At 41.5% G+C, this 16,447-nt stretch carries 14 protein-coding genes; 7 read left to right on the top strand and 7 right to left on the bottom strand.

Going from position 1 to position 16,447, the window contains the following annotated elements:
• Positions 1 to 87 precede the first annotated feature (87 nt).
• Positions 88 to 558 carry a PTS sugar transporter subunit IIA gene (locus C5N92_RS00150; RefSeq protein WP_111748884.1) on the bottom strand — a complete coding sequence of 157 codons (471 nt, stop codon included), beginning with the start codon at positions 556 to 558 and terminating at the stop codon, positions 88 to 90.
• A 139-nt stretch (positions 559 to 697) separates the two neighbouring features.
• Positions 698 to 2,419, bottom strand: a complete 1,722-nt coding sequence (locus tag C5N92_RS00155) for a PTS ascorbate-specific subunit IIBC (protein WP_111748885.1) — start codon at positions 2,417 to 2,419, stop codon at positions 698 to 700.
• 435 nt (positions 2,420 to 2,854) lie between these two features.
• On the opposite strand from C5N92_RS00155, the gene ulaG reads away from it, so the two are divergent.
• The 4 genes from ulaG (at position 2,855) to araD (ending at position 6,422) form a co-directional block, all read left to right on the top strand.
• Positions 2,855 to 3,946: an L-ascorbate 6-phosphate lactonase gene (gene ulaG, locus C5N92_RS00160; RefSeq protein ID WP_111748886.1), complete on the top strand. Its 1,092-nt coding sequence runs from the start codon at positions 2,855 to 2,857 to the stop codon at positions 3,944 to 3,946.
• Positions 3,947 to 4,027: 81 nt separating this feature from the next.
• Complete coding sequence (gene ulaR, locus C5N92_RS00165) at positions 4,028 to 4,768, top strand: HTH-type transcriptional regulator UlaR (protein ID WP_111748887.1); 741 nt, start codon at positions 4,028 to 4,030, stop codon at positions 4,766 to 4,768.
• Between the two features lie 107 nt (positions 4,769 to 4,875).
• Entirely contained in the window at positions 4,876 to 5,736 is an 861-nt protein-coding gene (locus C5N92_RS00170) for an L-ribulose-5-phosphate 3-epimerase (RefSeq protein WP_111748888.1), read from the top strand.
• A complete protein-coding gene (gene araD / locus C5N92_RS00175; protein ID WP_111748889.1) occupies positions 5,730 to 6,422 on the top strand; it encodes an L-ribulose-5-phosphate 4-epimerase in 693 nt (230 codons plus the stop codon). The genes C5N92_RS00170 and araD overlap by 7 nt, the downstream gene beginning before the upstream one ends.
• 94 nt (positions 6,423 to 6,516) lie before the next feature.
• Here the strand turns inward: araD and rfaD are convergent, their stop codons facing one another.
• Positions 6,517 to 7,443 carry an ADP-glyceromanno-heptose 6-epimerase gene (gene rfaD / locus C5N92_RS00180; RefSeq protein WP_111748890.1) on the bottom strand — a complete coding sequence of 309 codons (927 nt, stop codon included), beginning with the start codon at positions 7,441 to 7,443 and terminating at the stop codon, positions 6,517 to 6,519.
• 10 nt (positions 7,444 to 7,453) lie between these two features.
• Positions 7,454 to 7,966, bottom strand: a complete 513-nt coding sequence (gene def / locus C5N92_RS00185) for a peptide deformylase (RefSeq protein WP_111748891.1) — start codon at positions 7,964 to 7,966, stop codon at positions 7,454 to 7,456.
• Positions 7,967 to 8,061: 95 nt separating this feature from the next.
• Between def and dprA the strand changes: the two genes are divergently transcribed.
• The 3 genes from dprA (at position 8,062) to C5N92_RS00200 (ending at position 12,357) form a co-directional block, all read left to right on the top strand.
• Positions 8,062 to 9,192 (top strand): DNA-processing protein DprA, encoded by a 1,131-nt coding sequence (gene dprA, locus C5N92_RS00190; protein ID WP_111748892.1) that lies wholly within the window; start codon positions 8,062 to 8,064, stop codon positions 9,190 to 9,192.
• A gap of 69 nt (positions 9,193 to 9,261) precedes the next feature.
• The gene (locus C5N92_RS00195) at positions 9,262 to 10,101 is read left to right on the top strand and encodes a ChaN family lipoprotein (RefSeq protein WP_111748893.1); all 840 of its coding nucleotides are present in this window, start codon (positions 9,262 to 9,264) and stop codon (positions 10,099 to 10,101) included.
• A gap of 15 nt (positions 10,102 to 10,116) precedes the next feature.
• A complete protein-coding gene (locus tag C5N92_RS00200; protein WP_111748894.1) occupies positions 10,117 to 12,357 on the top strand; it encodes a TonB-dependent receptor domain-containing protein in 2,241 nt (746 codons plus the stop codon).
• Positions 12,358 to 12,400: 43 nt separating this feature from the next.
• Here C5N92_RS00200 and C5N92_RS00205 read toward each other — a convergent pair whose 3' ends face one another.
• From C5N92_RS00205 to fumC, 3 genes are all read right to left on the bottom strand, one after another.
• On the bottom strand, positions 12,401 to 13,012 hold the full coding sequence (locus C5N92_RS00205) for an SDR family oxidoreductase (RefSeq protein ID WP_111748895.1): 612 nt from the start codon (positions 13,010 to 13,012) through the stop codon (positions 12,401 to 12,403).
• Entirely contained in the window at positions 13,009 to 14,838 is a 1,830-nt protein-coding gene (hutW, locus tag C5N92_RS00210) for a heme anaerobic degradation radical SAM methyltransferase ChuW/HutW (RefSeq protein WP_181015858.1), read from the bottom strand. The genes C5N92_RS00205 and hutW overlap by 4 nt, the downstream gene beginning before the upstream one ends.
• A gap of 180 nt (positions 14,839 to 15,018) precedes the next feature.
• On the bottom strand, positions 15,019 to 16,413 hold the full coding sequence (gene fumC, locus C5N92_RS00215) for a class II fumarate hydratase (RefSeq protein WP_111748896.1): 1,395 nt from the start codon (positions 16,411 to 16,413) through the stop codon (positions 15,019 to 15,021).
• Positions 16,414 to 16,447 lie beyond the last annotated feature (34 nt).

Below are 16,447 nucleotides of genomic sequence, written 5' to 3' on the forward strand. Positions count from 1 at the left end.
TTAATAAGCGGTGAGATTTGGAGAAAATTTTGCCAAAGCCACCGCTTGAAATTATTCCCCCCTTTGAAAAAGGGGGGAGGGGAGAATTTAACCATTTAATGCCGCATCAATCACCGCATAAACATCTTCTGCGGTTTTGCAACGGCGGATTTTATCAAGATCAACGCCTGTGTCGCTGTCTGGATCATCAAGCACTTGGGTGATTTCCATTAAGCCTTGCATATGTTGATCAGAGTCACTACCTGCAAGTGCAAGTAATACATCAACTGGTTCATCTTCGCCTTCAAAAGTGACAGGTTGAGCGAGCGTGACAAGCGCAAATGCCGTACGATTTACACCATCTTCAGGGCGAGCGTGTGGCATAGCAAGCCCAGGTGCTAAAATGATATATGGTCCCATTTCATTTACACACTCAATGATACGATCGTAATATCGAGATTCTACGGCACCTGATTCAATTAATGGATTGATAGCAATTTTAATTGCTTCTTGCCAGCTACTTGCAGTTTGGTTAAGTTTGATTGAGTTATTTTCAATGAGGGATTGTTTTAAATTCATAATTCTTTCTCTTTATGTAAAAGATGAATAGTAGGGGCGGACCGATGTGTCCGCCCTAGACGTTTCGTGGTATTTTCGGGCGAACACATCGGTTCGCCCCTACACGAGCTTGATCATGTCAAGCGGTAACATTCTTAGACTATTTTGCGTTGTGTTTATTGATTAAATCCACTAATTCATCACCAAATGAGTTTGGATTTAACATATTTTTCACGCCTAAGAATGCTTTGCCTTCTGGCACTTCAATTTCAGCTGCTAAGTGTTGTGATGAGACGATAATGTCGATTTCGTTAAGTTTACCTTTGTAGTCTGTGACCGCACAAGAGTCCATAATGTTTGGAATACCACGTTTGTCTAAGTAACCTTTGATCTTCATTTTCATCATCATTGATGAACCTTGACCAGAACCACATACCGCTAAGATACGTACTGGTTTAGCATCGCTTTGAGCAACAACGGCTTCTGCTTTTTCTTCTACTTTTGTTTCTGTTTTGGTTTGAACTTCGTCTAAGCCGTAGCCGTCTAGCTGTTCAAGGGTTAAACCTTTTGCCGCTGCTTCTGCTTCTTCAGCACGTAAGGTGCGAGATGCGAAGAACATATAAACCATAGCAAGAGCAACAATGATGAAGAAGAAGCCTGGTACGCTAATGATACCTTGTAAGATTGGTGGGAAGAATAATGCCCAGTCCGCCATACCCATCCAGCCATTGAATGTCGTGCCTTGACTTGCAAGCATTTGGATTACCCACGCAGAACCTAATACTTCGATGATACCCATTACGAAACAGATCTTCATTACCGCTTTCCAACCGCCGAATTGGTTTGCAAATACGCCGATGGTTGCGTTAGAGAAGAACATTGGGATAAAGCCTGGAATGATTAAGATTGGTGAGCCGAAGCCTAATAGGATACCCACTGCCACGAATTGACCGATAGCACCCCACATAAAGCCGAATACCATTGCGTTTGGAGAGAATGCGTAAATTGCCGCACAGTCAATCGCAAGGACTGAGTTCGGGATTAAGCGTTCAGAGATACCTTTGAATGCTTCTGAAAGTTCTGCAACGAACATACGCACACCGGTTACGATGATTTGAATTGCTACCGCAAATTTCAAGCCCATTTCAAGAATGTACATAAACCAGTGGGTTTTACCTGCCATTTGTTGCAAGTTATCTAAACCGAATGAAAGTAAGATGATACCGAAGAAAATCGTCATTACTAATGCGGTTGCAGAGATACTGTCGTGGAAGATGTGTAACCATTTTGGTAGGTTCATATGATCCACAGAGTCATCTTTGTTACCAAGTTTCGGTGCAAGTTTAACTGCAATCCAAGAAGCGATTTGTTGTTGGTGACCGATTGAGAAACCTGCACCGCCTGTTACCGCTTGGGTTGGTTTGTACATAATGTTAGAAGAGATACCCCAGTAGAGAGCCATTAATACAGATGTGTAAATAATGGTTTCCCACATTGATGCCCCGATGATCATATAGAACACCGCCACAAGACCAGCTTGTTGGAACATAATGTGACCTGTCAGCATAATGGTACGAATACCGGTGAATTTTCTAAATACCACTAATAAGATATTTAATAGTAACGCACCGATTACCGCACCTGTTAAGTTATGGAATTTAGATAAACCCTCAATCACAGGTTTGAAGTTGGTAACAAGGAAGCCAGAACCGGCTTGTACGATCATAAAACCAACAATGGTTTTGATTGTACCTTTAATAACGGTTGTGGTGTCTTTTTTAAGAAGAATGTAACCCAAGCAGGCTACGATACCAAGTAAGAATGGAGCTTTATTTAACACCTGATCTTTTAAAAAGAGCAGGATATCAGTGATCATGTCCATAAGAGTACCTCTTATTTTAATATTTGGTTTGGATAAAAATTGTTCTCAACAGAAGTTGAGCGTTGAAATTCAGACTTATCGGAATTTAGTCTTGTGCATGATATCAACTTAAATAGATTAAAAAAGATTGTATTTGATTATTTGTGAGCTATATCACATTATTTTTTGTAAAGAGCTAACTTGTAATTCTTTTTTACTAAGAAAATAGAATACTAGTCGAATGCAATATATTAGAAATCTTATATATTGAGTGCTAATAAAATCTATATTTATTAATGTGTTATATAATTATTTTGGTATGGAGACTAATATTAACAATAAAAAATTAGAGCTAGATCACAAAATCACAAAAAAATAGTGTACATTTTTTTGTGATTAGTTATGATTTGTTGTGATTATTTATTCTTTCCTAACACTCAACTATAGGAGCTTACAATGAGCAAAATTTCAGAAATCACCCGTGAAAGTTGGATTCTTTCTACCTTCCCAGAGTGGGGTACTTGGTTAAACGAAGAGATCGAAAATGAAGTCGTTCCAGAAGGCAACTTTGCAATGTGGTGGTTGGGCTGTGTGGGCGTGTGGATTAAAACCCCTGCAGGCGCAAACATCTGTATGGACTTATGGTGTGGTCGTGGTAAATCTACTAAGAAAGTAAAAGATATGGTGCGTGGTCACCAAATGGCGAACATGGCAGGTGTGCGTAAATTACAACCAAACCTTCGTGCACAGCCAATGGTATTAGACCCATTTGCGATCAATGAAGTGGATTTCATTCTTGCGTCTCACTACCACAGCGACCACATTGACGTAAATGTGGCGGCAGCGATTGTAAACAATCCAAAACTAGATCACGTTAAATTCGTTGGTCCGTGGCACTGTGCAGAACTTTGGAAAAAATGGGGCGTGCCAGAAGAGCGTATCATCATCGTAAAACCAGGCGATGTCGTGCAATTAAAAGACGTTGAAATCCACGCGTTAGACTCTTTCGACCGTACTTGCTTAGTAACCTTACCAGTTGAAGGTGCAGAAGCACAAGGTGGAGAATTAGCAGGTCTTTGCCCGTCAGATGAAGAAATGGGTCGCAAAGCGGTGAACTATGTATTCAAAACACCAGGCGGCAACATCTATCACGGTGCAGACTCTCACTACTCAATTCAATTTGCAAAACACGGCAAAGAGTTTGACATTGATGTAGCATTAAACAACTACGGCGAAAACCCAGTGGGTATCGCAGATAAAATGACTTCAATCGATCTTCTTCGTATGGCAGAGTGCTTACGTTGTAAAGTAATTATCCCAGTTCACCACGACATTTGGACAAACTTTATGGCAAGCACCCAAGAGATCATCGATTTATGGCGTATGCGTAAAGACCGCTTACAATACAAATTCCACCCATTCATTTGGGAAGTGGGCGGCAAATACGTTTATCCACAAGATAAAGACTTAATTGAATATCACCACCCACGTGGTTTTGACGACTGCTTCGAGCAAGAGCCAAACATTCAATTTAAATCAATGCTTTAATCGCCATCAATTCCCCCCTGTAAAATGGGGGGAAATTGTTCATTATTTGGTTTAAAATAATCATAAAATAGGAGATAAATAATGAACGAAAATTATCGACATCGACAGCTACTTGATTTTCTAGCAGAAAGAAAAGTACTTTCCACTCAAGAAATCGTTGAACTACTTGATATTTCCCCTGCGACTGCACGCCGAGATATTAATAAACTAAGTGAACAAGGGCGTTTACATAAAGTACGTAATGGGGCAGAAGCGATTAGCGTCGATTTTATTCCCGCAAATCGAGAAATTAAAAACAGCGATGAAAAACAGCGAATTGCCGAAGCAGCCAGCCAACTGTGTAAAGACGGTGACAGCGTTGTTTTGACCTGTGGCTCTACCATGTCCATGTTAGGTAGTAAGCTATGTGGTCAACGTTTGCAAATTATCACTAACTACTTACCGCTTGCAAATCACTTGATCGACCATAATCACGAAGATGTAGTGATTTTAGGGGGACAATATAATAAGAATAAGGCTATTACCCTATCTATCGGTGGACATGATATGAGTTATGCGGCAAATATTATGTTTACCAGTGGGAAAGGTTTTACTGTGGATGGTCTATACAAAACGGACATGATTATCGCCCATTCTGAAAATCAGATGTCATCCAAGGCAGAAAAATATGTAGTGCTATTAGATAGTACTAAGCTGGGTAAACGAGTGGGAATGTTATTTAGCGAGCTCAGCAAAGTGGATATTTTAATTACTGGCTCAGAAGCTGACCCCAATATTATTCAGCAACTTAGAGCAAAAGGGTTGGAAGTGATTTTGGCATAATTTTTGTAGGGGCGGACCGATGTGTCCGCCCGAAAATAACGCATATCAAACGGGCGGACACATCGGTCCGCCCCTACAAGTTTATATTTAACCCCCAAGGATTAAAAATGAGAAAACATAAATTAGGAATCTACGAAAAAGCCTTGCCAAAAAACATCAGCTGGCAAGACAGACTTTCTATCGCCAAAACCTGTGGTTTTGACTTTGTTGAAATGTCGATTGACGAAACAGATGAACGCCTTGCTCGCCTTGATTGGAGCAAAAAAGAGCGTCTAAAACTGGTGAAAGCCATTGTCAATACAGGGGTAACAATCCCGTCAATGTGCCTATCAGGACACCGCCGTTTCCCGTTCGGCAGCCGTGATGAAGCTACTCGTCAAAAAGCTTACGAAATTATGGAAAAAGCCATTCAATTGGCGGTTGATCTTGGTATTCGCACCATTCAGCTTGCGGGCTACGATGTTTATTATGAAGAGCAAGACGAAGGCACAATCCAACGTTTCCAAGAAGGTTTAGAGTGGGCGGTTGAATTGGCAGCAAGCAACCAAGTGACCATTGCCGTTGAAATTATGGATACCAAATTTATGAGTTCAATCTCTCGCTGGAAAAAATGGGACGAAATCATTAAATCGCCGTGGTTTACCGTTTATCCTGATTTAGGCAACCTGTCAGCGTGGAACGACAACGTGGCGGAAGAACTCAAATTAGGCATCGATAAAATCTCAGCGATCCACTTAAAAGACACCTACAAAGTCACTGAAACGTGCAAAGGTCAATTCCGTGATGTGCCGTTTGGTGACGGTTGTGTAGATTTCGTTGCTTGCTTTAAAACCCTTGCGGAACTCAACTACCGTGGGGCATTCTTAATTGAAATGTGGACAGAAAAAGCGGAAGAGCCGATTGCGGAAATCATCAACGCTCGCCGTTGGATTGAACAAAAAATGAAAGAAGGGGGTTTTCAATGTTAAAAGAATTGCGTGAACGAGTGCTTAAAGCCAATCTTGAGCTACCAAAATATAAATTAGTCACATTCACTTGGGGTAATGTAAGTGAACTTGATCGTGAAACAGGATTAGTAGCAATTAAACCTTCAGGCGTAGATTACGATGTGATGACCGCAGACGACATTGTGATTGTCGATTTACAAGGCAATCGTGTCTGGGGAACGAAAAAACCATCATCAGACACTCCAACGCACTTAGAGCTTTATCGCCAATTCCCTGAAATCGGCGGTGTGGTACATACTCACTCACGCCACGCGACCGCTTGGGCTCAAGCAGGAGAAGATATTTTAGCCTTAGGCACAACGCAAGGCGATTATTTCTACGGCTCAGTTCCTTGCACCCGCCGTATGACCCCTGAAGAAATCGCAGGTGAGTACGAGTTAGAAACCGGCAAAGTGATCGTGGAAACTTTCCGCAAACGCAACATTGAGCCATCAATGGTACCGGGCGTATTAGTTCACTCTCACGGTCCATTCACTTGGGGTAAAGATGCCTTTGATGCGGTGCATAATTCGGTGGTATTAGAAGAAGTTGCCTATATGAACTTCGTCAGTCACCAAATCCGCCCAAACATCAACTCCATGCAACAAGAGTTGCTTGATAAGCATTACTTACGCAAACACGGTAAGAATGCGTATTACGGACAATAATTACAAATAGAATAGGGAGCATTAGCTCCCTGTTTTGTATGGGTACAAGCGGTCACTTCCTGTAAAAAATTTGCAAGATCAGACCGCTTGTTATTTATCTATTCAGCCACTCCATATACGCCTTTGTCCCTTCGGCGACAGTTTTGAATGGTTTATCATAACCTGCCGCACGCAGTTTGGTTAAATCTGCTTGGGTAAAGGTTTGGTAGCGAGATTTGAGATGATCAGGGAATGGGATTGTTTCAATCTGCCCTTTTTGGTGGAACGCCAACACCGCATCAGCAACAGCGCGGAACGATTCTGCATTGCCCGTACCAAGATTGAAAATACCCGAAATACCGTTTTGCCACGCCCAAAGGTTCACCTGTGCTACATCTTCCACATAGACAAAATCACGCAAGAACGTTTCCGAGCCTTCAAACAGTTTCGGATTTTCGCCTTTTAAAATTTGATTATTCAAATGGAATGCCACACTTGCCATTGAGCCTTTGTGCTGTTCACGCGGTCCATAGACATTGAAGTATTTAAAGCCACACACTGGCGACTCGGCATCAGGCAGAATTTTACGCACATATTCATCAAACAAGAATTTAGAGTAGCCATAAACATTGAGTGGCTGCTCAAATTTGCGATCTTCAATAAAGTTGTCCGAACGTCCGCCGTAGGTCGCTGCACTTGATGCATAGAAAAACGGAATTTGGCGATCTAAGCAGAAATGCAACAACTCTTTTGAGTATTCGTAGTTGTTCTGCATTAAGTATTTGCCGTCCCACTCCGTTGTGGCGGAACAAGCCCCTTCGTGAAAAATCGCATCGATAGGACCAAAATCATCGCCTGCAATAATAGACGCAATAAAGTCTTCTTTATCGCAATAGTCAGCGATGTCCAGATCGACCAAATTGACGAATTTCTCACCGTTTTTTAGGTTATCCACCACTAAAATATCGGTTCGCCCGATAGCGTTTAACGCCTTAACAATGTTGCTGCCGATAAAGCCAGCACCGCCGGTTACAATAATCATAGGGTTCTCCTTATTTCGCACGCTCAATCTGTTTTTTCAGCTTGAGCATTTTTTCTTTGATACGTTGGCGTTTGAGCTGGGAAATGTGATCTACAAACAGCACGCCATTTAGGTGATCGATTTCGTGTTGAATACAGATTGCCAACAAACCGTCAGCTTCAAGGGTAAATTCTTTACCGTCACGGTTTAACGCCTTAACCGTCAATTTCTCTTTGCGTGGCACTAACGCTCGGCAGCCTGGTATTGATAAACAGCCTTCTTCAATCCCCGTTTCGCCACTGCTTTCAATAATTTCGGGGTTAATCAACACGATTTGGTTGGTTTTGTCACCTTCAATATCAATGGTCACCACACGTTTTAACACATTGACCTGCGGAGCCGCCAGCCCGATCCCTTCGTGTTGGTACATCGTCTCAAACATATTATCAATAAAGGTATTTAGCTCCGCGTCCACCGTTTCTACCGGTTGGCAGACCTTCGCCAAGTTATCATCGGGATAAATTAGTACATCTAAAATTGCCATTTTTGCGATCTCTGTCGAAAAATTAAAAAGAATATGTTGGCTATTTTAAACTTTTTATTAGGATTAGGGAAATTTAACGAAATAACGGGGAAAAAATGAAACATCTCACATCACTATTGGCGCTGTTACAAGTACCACAGCTTGGGGCGCAACGGATTGGGCGGTTATTGGCGGAAGTGGATTTTGCGGAGTTTTGTCAGTACGACAACACGGCGTTAAAAATGATCGGTTGGAATGATCGGCAAATTCAGCGGTGGCGAAATCCTGAGCGAAAATGGATTGATGAAGCGTTGCAATGGGCGGAGCAAGATCAGCAACGGGTTTTGACTTTGTTTGATGATGATTACCCGTTTTTGCTCAAGCAGATCAGTACCGCACCGCCTGTGCTGTTTGTGCGTGGCAATGTACAAAGCCTGTCTTTACCGCAGATTGCGATTGTCGGCAGCCGTGATTATTCGCACTACGGCGAGCATTGGGCGAGTTATTTTGCAGGCGAATTAGTTAAAAATCAGCTGGCAGTAACGAGCGGTTTGGCGATTGGCATTGACGGTTTTTGCCACCAACGTGCTGTCGCTGAAAACGGCGTGACCATTGCGGTGCTGGGGAGCGGTTTGGCTCAAGTTTACCCTGCTCGCCATAAAAAACTTGCTGAACAGATTATAGAGACAAGCGGTACGTTGGTGTCGGAATTTTTCCCAAGCCAACCGCCCCTAGCGGAGAATTTTCCGAGACGCAACCGCATTATCAGTGGGCTGTCGCTCGGTACTTTGGTGGTGGAAGCCGCACTCAATAGTGGCTCGCTGATTACCGCTCGCTATGCGTTAGAGCAAGGACGAGAAGTGTTTGCTTTGCCGAATGCGGTGCAAAATCGTTATAGCGAAGGTTGCCATAAACTGATTAAAGAAGGGGCGTTATTAGTCGATAATGTGAACGATATTTTAGATGCGATTGCGTGGCAACGGCAGTCGGTGCAACGGCAACCTAGTCTATTTGAGCGAGAGCCAGCCAAACAAGCGGTGCGATCTGAACCAACATTTGCAAAAAATCTGCCTGAACTGACCGCTTGTCAGCAAGCTCTCTTTGCTCAAATCAACCTTGAGCCAATCAGCATTGACGATTTAGCCAAAGCGACTGATTTAGCAGTGGAAACCGCATTGATTGAGTTGCTGAATTTGGAATTGTTAGGCGTGGTGAAACAGGTGAGTGGGGGGTATGTTATCGCTTGATTGTGACTTGACATAAAATAGTGGATCAAAATAAAATGATAATTATTATCAAAAATAAGCTTGTTCACTATGCTGAATTTTTTTCTTCGTAAATTAATACTACTTAGTCTCTTTTTTATCGTAAGTTGTAGCTCTTCTTTAAAAGATGTTAGCGTAACATCGTTAGGTAAAATTCAAGATCTACGCACGGGCGAACAGCTTACGCCCCAAGCCTTTGTTCAAAAAATCGCGACTGTTCCTCATATTTTATTGGGGGAGCAACACGATAATTTGGCTCATCATCAAGCACAATTTTGGTTACTTCAACAACTGCAACAATATCGCCCACAAGGCAGTGTGTTGTTAGAAATGCTGAGTGTCGATCAACAACCACATATTGCAAAAGTCGAACAAAATCCTACCGCTTACTTTAATGATCTTCCGTCTGCTCTGCATTGGAAAAAGGGCTGGGAGTGGCGTTTTTATGGGGAGAGCGTTCGTTACGCCTTAGAAAATAAAACGGCGTTAGTGGCAACCAATTTAACTCAACAGGAAGTCAGCACCTTAATGAGTGGGGCAGAGCCGATTCAAGGCAATCAATCGACTCATCCTGATATTCAGAAAAAAATTGCTCAACTCATCTTACAACATCATCACTGCGATTGTGATGTGCAAGATCCGATGATTCAGAAAATGGTGCAGGTGCAACAGTTTCGAGATCGGCGAATGGCGGAAAAGGTACTCAGTGCTAAAACGCCGAACTTGCTGATTGCAGGTAATCATCACATCAACCGTCAGATTGGCGTAGCAGTACATTTACAGGATCTTTCACCACAAATGCCACATACAAAGGTGGTAACTATTTTAATGGGAAGCGATAGTAAAGGTCTTTCTGAAAAAGATGCTGATTACATTTGGATTTTAAATTAAAAGGAGATATTTAAAATGAAACAAACTTATATTGCACTTGCGGTAAGCCAAGCTGTGCTAATGCTTGCCTTTCCTGTCATGGCAACAGACACAATGGCTTTAAGCGAAGTGGTTGTTGTTGCAGATGCAGAAACAGAATCGTTTAAAAAAGCGGGAGCGGTGTCTAGCCGTGGCGCAGAAAAACGAATGCAATCTTTAGATAGCGTTGTACGTGCGATTCCTGGTACTTACACCAATATCGATCCAACATTGGGGACGGTAAATGTGAATATTCGGGGTATGAGTGGGCTAGGACGAGTCAATACTACTATTGATGGCGTACCACAAACCGGATTTGGTACATCGGCTAATGGCGGATCTCGTTATCACAATCCTGATGAGAATGTAGCAAATCCATCAAGCCAGTTTGGCGCAACGATTGATCCTAACTTTTTAGCACGTATTGATATTGAACGAGACTTTGCTCACGGTGCGTCTGGCGTGAATAATTTAAGTGGCAGTGCCGAATTTAAAACGATTGGTGTTGATGATGTGGTGTTTTCGGGTAATCAAGTCGGCGTGTTATCTAAGTTCGCAACAGGTACAAACGCTTACGGTTATAACGCCATGACTGCGTTAGCAGGTAAAACCCAAGCTTTTAGTTCTACAGGCAGTGTTGGAGCATTATTTGCTTATGGGGTACATAAAATTGGCTCAAATTATAAAGACGGTAACGGCAATCGTCATCACGATAACGCTTATGTAAGCCGCCAAAGTCAGCGTCCAACATCGTGGTTAGGCAAGGTAGAAATTAACCCGACGGAACAGCAAAAATTATTATTTTCAGGGCGTGATTACACCACAAATATTGGAGGTCGTGAATTGGCTCATCGTAACTGGTCAATGAGTTACGATTTCAATGCAAATTCGTACTTGAATCTTGCCTTGCTTGCTTCTCACACTCGAAATAAGCAGACATTTAATCCTGATGCTTCCATATGGGCGTTAGTTGATTCAAGAACCCATAACCACTCTAATTTTTTCAAACTTGAGAATAAAAGTTTTATTGATCTTGGCGAAGTCGATTTAACCTTGACTGCAGGGGCATCTCACTTTACCAATAGTTACCAACGTATTGCAAAGTATGATGAGAATTATAGCAGTCTAGACTCAACCCCGTTTGCTCCATCAGGTGAGCAGAAAATCACCGCAGGTTTTATTGAAACTGATTGGAAAAAAGGGATTTATCGTTTAGAAGCAGGGCTGATTTATGCTCGTTCTGGCTTTTCAGGCTTTAAACCAGCCTGTGGCGAAGTGGAAGGTGTACCTATTCCGTGTTTCCCAAGCGGTGCGATGCAGATTAAAAAATACCAAAATAGCTTGAATCCATCGATTCGTTTATCGGCTGAGATGAACGATTGGTTTACACCTTTTGTTAGCTATTCGAAAAGTAGCCGAATGCCAAATATTCAAGAGTTGTTCTTCAATAATGAAGGTGGTGGCTCAATGAATCCGCATTTGAAGCCTGAAAAAGCCAAAACGTATCAAATAGGATTTAATAGCTTTAAACATAACGTGTTTACTGAACAAGATAAACTCGGCTTGAAAGTGTCCCATTTCCGCAAAACGGTAAGAAATTTTATTATATCAGAGAATTTCTATATTAGTAGTGCGGGTACACTGACCAATGATATTAATCAGGCGGAAGTCGCTGGGTTTAATGCACAGATCGCTGTGAATAGTTTAGAACCAATTAAGATGTCAGGGACAGAAATTGAGCTTAATTATGATAATGGCTCATTCTTCAGTCGCCTTGCCTATGCACATCAAAAAACATCTCAACCGATTGGTATTCAAAGTTCCGTTGAGGGCTTTGGCTATGGCGATATTTATGAATTACCAAAACATACGGCAACATTGGATATTGGCACAAAACTCTTTAATCAGAAATTAACGCTAGGTTCAATCATTAAATACACAGGAACTGCGTATCGTATTTTGCCGTTGGTGGATCTTGATAATCCAAAACCAAGAAAGCAAAAGCTACCAAATCAACCTGTTGTTGCAGACTTCTATGCGATTTATGATGTGAATAAACATTTCAAACTTAAGTTTAGCGTTCAAAATGCCTTTGATGCTGCCTATGTTGATCCATTGAATAGTCAAAATGGAACAAGGGGCGATTATGATGTCGATGAAAATGACAACGATGTCTTCAAATTCACTAACTATGCTCGTGGTCGGACTTTTGTAGTAGGTGGTGAGGTGCGTTTCTAACGCTTTATATAGATATATCGGGTGGAATATTCCACCCGATTTTTTACAGACCTACTGAATAGATTTGATGTAGAAAGTGTTGTGGTTCAGCGATGATATGCTGTATCGCTTTGGCTAATCCTTTGCGACTTATATATTGATGAGGTAATTTCTCAAGAGATTCAGTCTGTGGATAAAGATGATATTGCTCATTATCGTCAGTATTTAAACCACTTGGGCGGAGTATTGTCCAGTTCAGTCCGCTTTGCTGTAAATGGGCTTCAGCTTGATTTTTAGCTTGAATGGCTTCGCCGAGATAAAACTGGGCTTTTTCGCTCAGTAGAGACCACTGCTCACCACAGCCTAGACTTGTGATTAAAATCAAGTGGCTATGTGGGCTATGTTTTTGTAATCCATTGATTAGGTTGATGTTTCCTACTGCATCACTGCGTATTCCTTCCTTTTTACCCCCGATAAAGCTAACCACAATGTTGGGCTGATAGGTTGCAAAAAAACTATCGCAACTCCCCGCTTGCATTGCATCGACCACCGCACAAGATTTGTCGCTGAAAAAGGGATCGTCACTCGGTTGACGTAATACGGCAAGTACGTTGGAATCCAGTTGTTCAATTAAGGCTCTGCCGGATAAGCCATTTGCCCCGAAGATGGCGATCATTCATTTACTCCTTGTACAAGTTGTTTCATCATCGCAATTTGGTTATTACGTAATTTACCTTGTTCATCTCTTCCAACGAAAATTTTAAACATTGCTCCCCCTTGATGATTGATAAAATTGAGAGATGCAGTTTGTTTACCCATAAATGGACGTTCAATGAAATAAATAGCAGCACAATTTTCATAGCGTAGATGTCCATGAATTCCACCGGTTTCATTATGATCGAAATTGTAAAATCCTCGCCCGATCTTACCGCTTGGAATAAGCCCAGTTACTTCCATCACGGCATCGGTAGTGTGAGTGATAAAGGTGGTTGGCTCAGTGAGTGTAGAAAGTGCTTGCATGATTTCAACGAAGCGGCTGCCATCGGTTTTGATGACCATGTGACTTGGCAAACATTGAATTACGTCTTCCATACTGCACTGATGCATGCCAGCTAACATTTCTAAAATCTGTCCAGCATTTTCTGAAAGTGATTGAGTTAAAACATGACGTTGTTCTTCAGTGAGTTTCATTACTTTAGGTTCTCCATCTGTTTGAGTGGGTAGTGTTAGCATTAATTTACGTACAAGCGTTGGCGACCAGTAACGTCCACTTGTATTTAATCGGGCGATCCCTTGCTCATCTATCTGTAATAGAGCGAGATCTTGCCACTGTTGTAGCAATTTTTTGGCTTTAGGATGATTTGCGAAAAGTTTTGTATCTAAGTAACCTAATTCAAGACTGTACTGCACTTGACCTAATAGGGATTTATGTTCACCGTGTTGGCTGAAAAAAGAGAGTGCTTTTTGTTGTGGTGGTGTTTCTAAGTAGCGTTTTAAGTCGCTTTGTACTTGATAACTATATCCCCCTAAATTTCCACCAGCTCCTGAACCAAATGCTAAGCAAGGCATATTGGCTTTAACCAGACTATTGTAACGATTACGCTCCTTGCGTGTTGGGAAAGCAAAATGGTTGTTACTTACTTGCCGCCAACCCTGTTCTTGCAATTTTTCAACAGCATAGGCATAGTGCTGAGCTTGAATTTCAAAGCTAGCAGGCTGTGGCAGACTACCGTGTTCAATTAAGCGATTGATTGGTAAAAAAGGATAATTGTTAAAGGCATAAATATCCAAACCAGATAAAGCTAAGGTACAGGCTGTTTCAATATCTTTTGCCCAAATCTCATCAGTTTGGTTAGGCAGACCGAAAATCAGATCCGCGACAATTACTGCATCTAATTCACACAGTTGCTGAAGGTAAGCATAAGCTTCTTCGCCTGTATGTTTACGCCCAAGTCGTTTACGAATAGCTGAGTTGAAGGTTTGAATCCCGATAGAAATACGATTAACACCCGCTTCAACACAAGCTTTGGCTTTATCTATATCAAAGTGGCTGATGCGACCTTCTAAAGTGACTTCACAATCTTCAGACAAAGGTAGATATTGATAGCATGCTTTAATCAAACGAACTAAATCTTCCGTATCTAAGGCTGTAGGCGTTCCTCCACCAAAATAGACCGCTTGTATTTTGCCATTACCTTGCCGAATAGATGCTTCAAAGGCGAGTTCTTCAATTAATTTATCTGTATAGATTTTGCTATATTCTGCTTTCCATGCATTACGATAAAAACCACAGAAAATACAGTGACTTGCGCAAAATGGAATATGTAGATAGGCTAAACCATCTTCGTTCAAAACGTATGGAGCGTGCTGTTTCCAAAGGCTTTGCCATTTTTCTTGTGGTACGCTAATCCCACCCCAAATTGGCATTAACGATTGTCGCTCTGGAAAAGCATTTGGTACAGCTTGTGTTTTTTGCCAAGGTATTGATGTAATCAAGTTCATATAGTCTCCTTCTAAGAGCCTATTTATACTTGAATTGCAATATAATGATATTGATTATCATCAATAATATGGGAATAAAATGTGAGAAATCAATACACAATATTTGAGTTGATAAGATCAGAAGAATTGATTATTTAATAAAAAAGGCACGCCGAAGCGTGCCAAAAAGAGATTTAGAGATTATTTCAGGCTTCCCACCATATCTTCAGGGCGTACCCATTCGTCAAATTGTTCAGCAGTTACTAAACCTAAGTTGATCGCTTCTTCTTTGAGAGTTGTACCATTTTTGTGTGCAGTTTTTGCAATTTTCGCTGCATTTTCATAGCCGATGTGGGTATTTAATGCAGTAACAAGCATTAGAGATTGGTCTAATTGTTGTTTAATGCGTGGATAGTTCGGTTCAATACCCACTGCACAGTGTTCATCAAATGATACACACGCATCGCCTAATAATTGTGCTGATTGTAAGAAGTTGTATGCCATTACTGGTTTATACACGTTTAATTGGAAATGACCTTGTGTACCTGCAAATGAGATAGTCACGTCATTACCTAATACTTGAGCACAAACCATTGTCATCGCTTCGCATTGGGTTGGGTTGACTTTACCTGGCATAATTGATGAGCCAGGTTCATTCTCAGGAATTAAAATTTCGCCGATACCAGAACGAGGACCAGATGCTAATAAACGCACATCGTTGGCAATTTTATAAAGTGAAACCGCTAGCTGTTTTAATGCACCGTGGGTTTCGACAATCGCATCGTGAGTCGCTAAGGCTTCAAATTTATTTTGTGCGGTCACAAATGGTAAACCAGTGAATTTTGCGATGTAGTCTGCCACTTTCACATCGTAGCCTTTCGGTGTATTTAGCCCAGTACCTACCGCTGTACCACCTAATGCTAATTCCGCTAAGTGTGGTAAAGTATTTTCTAACGCTTTGATCCCAAAGGCTAATTGTGCTGCATAGGCTGAGAACTCTTGACCTAATGTTAATGGCGTTGCGTCCATTAAGTGTGTGCGACCGATTTTCACTACATCTTGGAATGCGGCAGCTTTGTCGGCTAAGGTTTTTTGTAAGCGTTTGACGCAAGGAAGAGTATGCTCTACCACTTTTTTATACGCTGCAATATGCATTGCCGTTGGGTAGGTGTCATTTGAAGATTGGGATTTATTGACATCATCATTTGGGTGAATGATTGATTTTTCGCCTAATTTACCGCCATTTAAAACGTGAGCACGGTTTGAAACCACTTCATTCACGTTCATATTGGACTGCGTACCTGAACCCGTTTGCCAAATAACAAGCGGGAATTGGTCATCAAGTTTGTTCGCTAAGATTTCATCACAGGCTTGTGCGATTAAATCACGTTTTTCCGCAGAAAGTACGCCTAAATCGTGATTGGCATAGGCTGCGGCTTTTTTCAAATAACCAAAGGCTTCAATGATTTCAGCAGGCATTGAAGCTTCAGGACCAATTTTGAAATTATTGCGTGAACGCTCAGTTTGAGCTGCCCAATATTTATCTGCAGGAACCTGCACTTCGCCCATAGTATCTTTTTCAATACGAAATTCCATGGTGTTCTCCTAAGTTGATATAAAAATTAAGATG

The organism is Glaesserella australis (assembly GCF_003260095.1).
In the GTDB taxonomy this organism is placed as follows: Bacteria; Pseudomonadota; Gammaproteobacteria; order Enterobacterales; family Pasteurellaceae; genus Glaesserella; species Glaesserella australis.

Excerpts from the sequence above, each read along its gene's own strand:
- ulaG (WP_111748886.1), top strand. The coding sequence starts at position 2,855 with ATGAGCAAAATTTCAGAAATCACCCGTGAAAGTTGGATTCTTTCTACC.
- dprA (WP_111748892.1), top strand. The coding sequence starts at position 8,062 with ATGAAACATCTCACATCACTATTGGCGCTGTTACAAGTACCACAGCTT.
- C5N92_RS00195 (WP_111748893.1), top strand. The coding sequence starts at position 9,262 with ATGCTGAATTTTTTTCTTCGTAAATTAATACTACTTAGTCTCTTTTTT.
- C5N92_RS00150 (WP_111748884.1), bottom strand. The coding sequence starts at position 558 with ATGAATTTAAAACAATCCCTCATTGAAAATAACTCAATCAAACTTAAC.
- hutW (WP_181015858.1), bottom strand. The coding sequence starts at position 14,838 with ATGAACTTGATTACATCAATACCTTGGCAAAAAACACAAGCTGTACCA.
- def (WP_111748891.1), bottom strand. The coding sequence starts at position 7,966 with ATGGCAATTTTAGATGTACTAATTTATCCCGATGATAACTTGGCGAAG.
- rfaD (WP_111748890.1), bottom strand. The coding sequence starts at position 7,443 with ATGATTATTGTAACCGGCGGTGCTGGCTTTATCGGCAGCAACATTGTT.
- ulaR (WP_111748887.1), top strand. The coding sequence starts at position 4,028 with ATGAACGAAAATTATCGACATCGACAGCTACTTGATTTTCTAGCAGAA.
- C5N92_RS00200 (WP_111748894.1), top strand. The coding sequence starts at position 10,117 with ATGAAACAAACTTATATTGCACTTGCGGTAAGCCAAGCTGTGCTAATG.
- C5N92_RS00170 (WP_111748888.1), top strand. The coding sequence starts at position 4,876 with ATGAGAAAACATAAATTAGGAATCTACGAAAAAGCCTTGCCAAAAAAC.
- C5N92_RS00155 (WP_111748885.1), bottom strand. The coding sequence starts at position 2,419 with ATGGACATGATCACTGATATCCTGCTCTTTTTAAAAGATCAGGTGTTA.
- C5N92_RS00205 (WP_111748895.1), bottom strand. The coding sequence starts at position 13,012 with ATGATCGCCATCTTCGGGGCAAATGGCTTATCCGGCAGAGCCTTAATT.
- fumC (WP_111748896.1), bottom strand. The coding sequence starts at position 16,413 with ATGGAATTTCGTATTGAAAAAGATACTATGGGCGAAGTGCAGGTTCCT.
- araD (WP_111748889.1), top strand. The coding sequence starts at position 5,730 with ATGTTAAAAGAATTGCGTGAACGAGTGCTTAAAGCCAATCTTGAGCTA.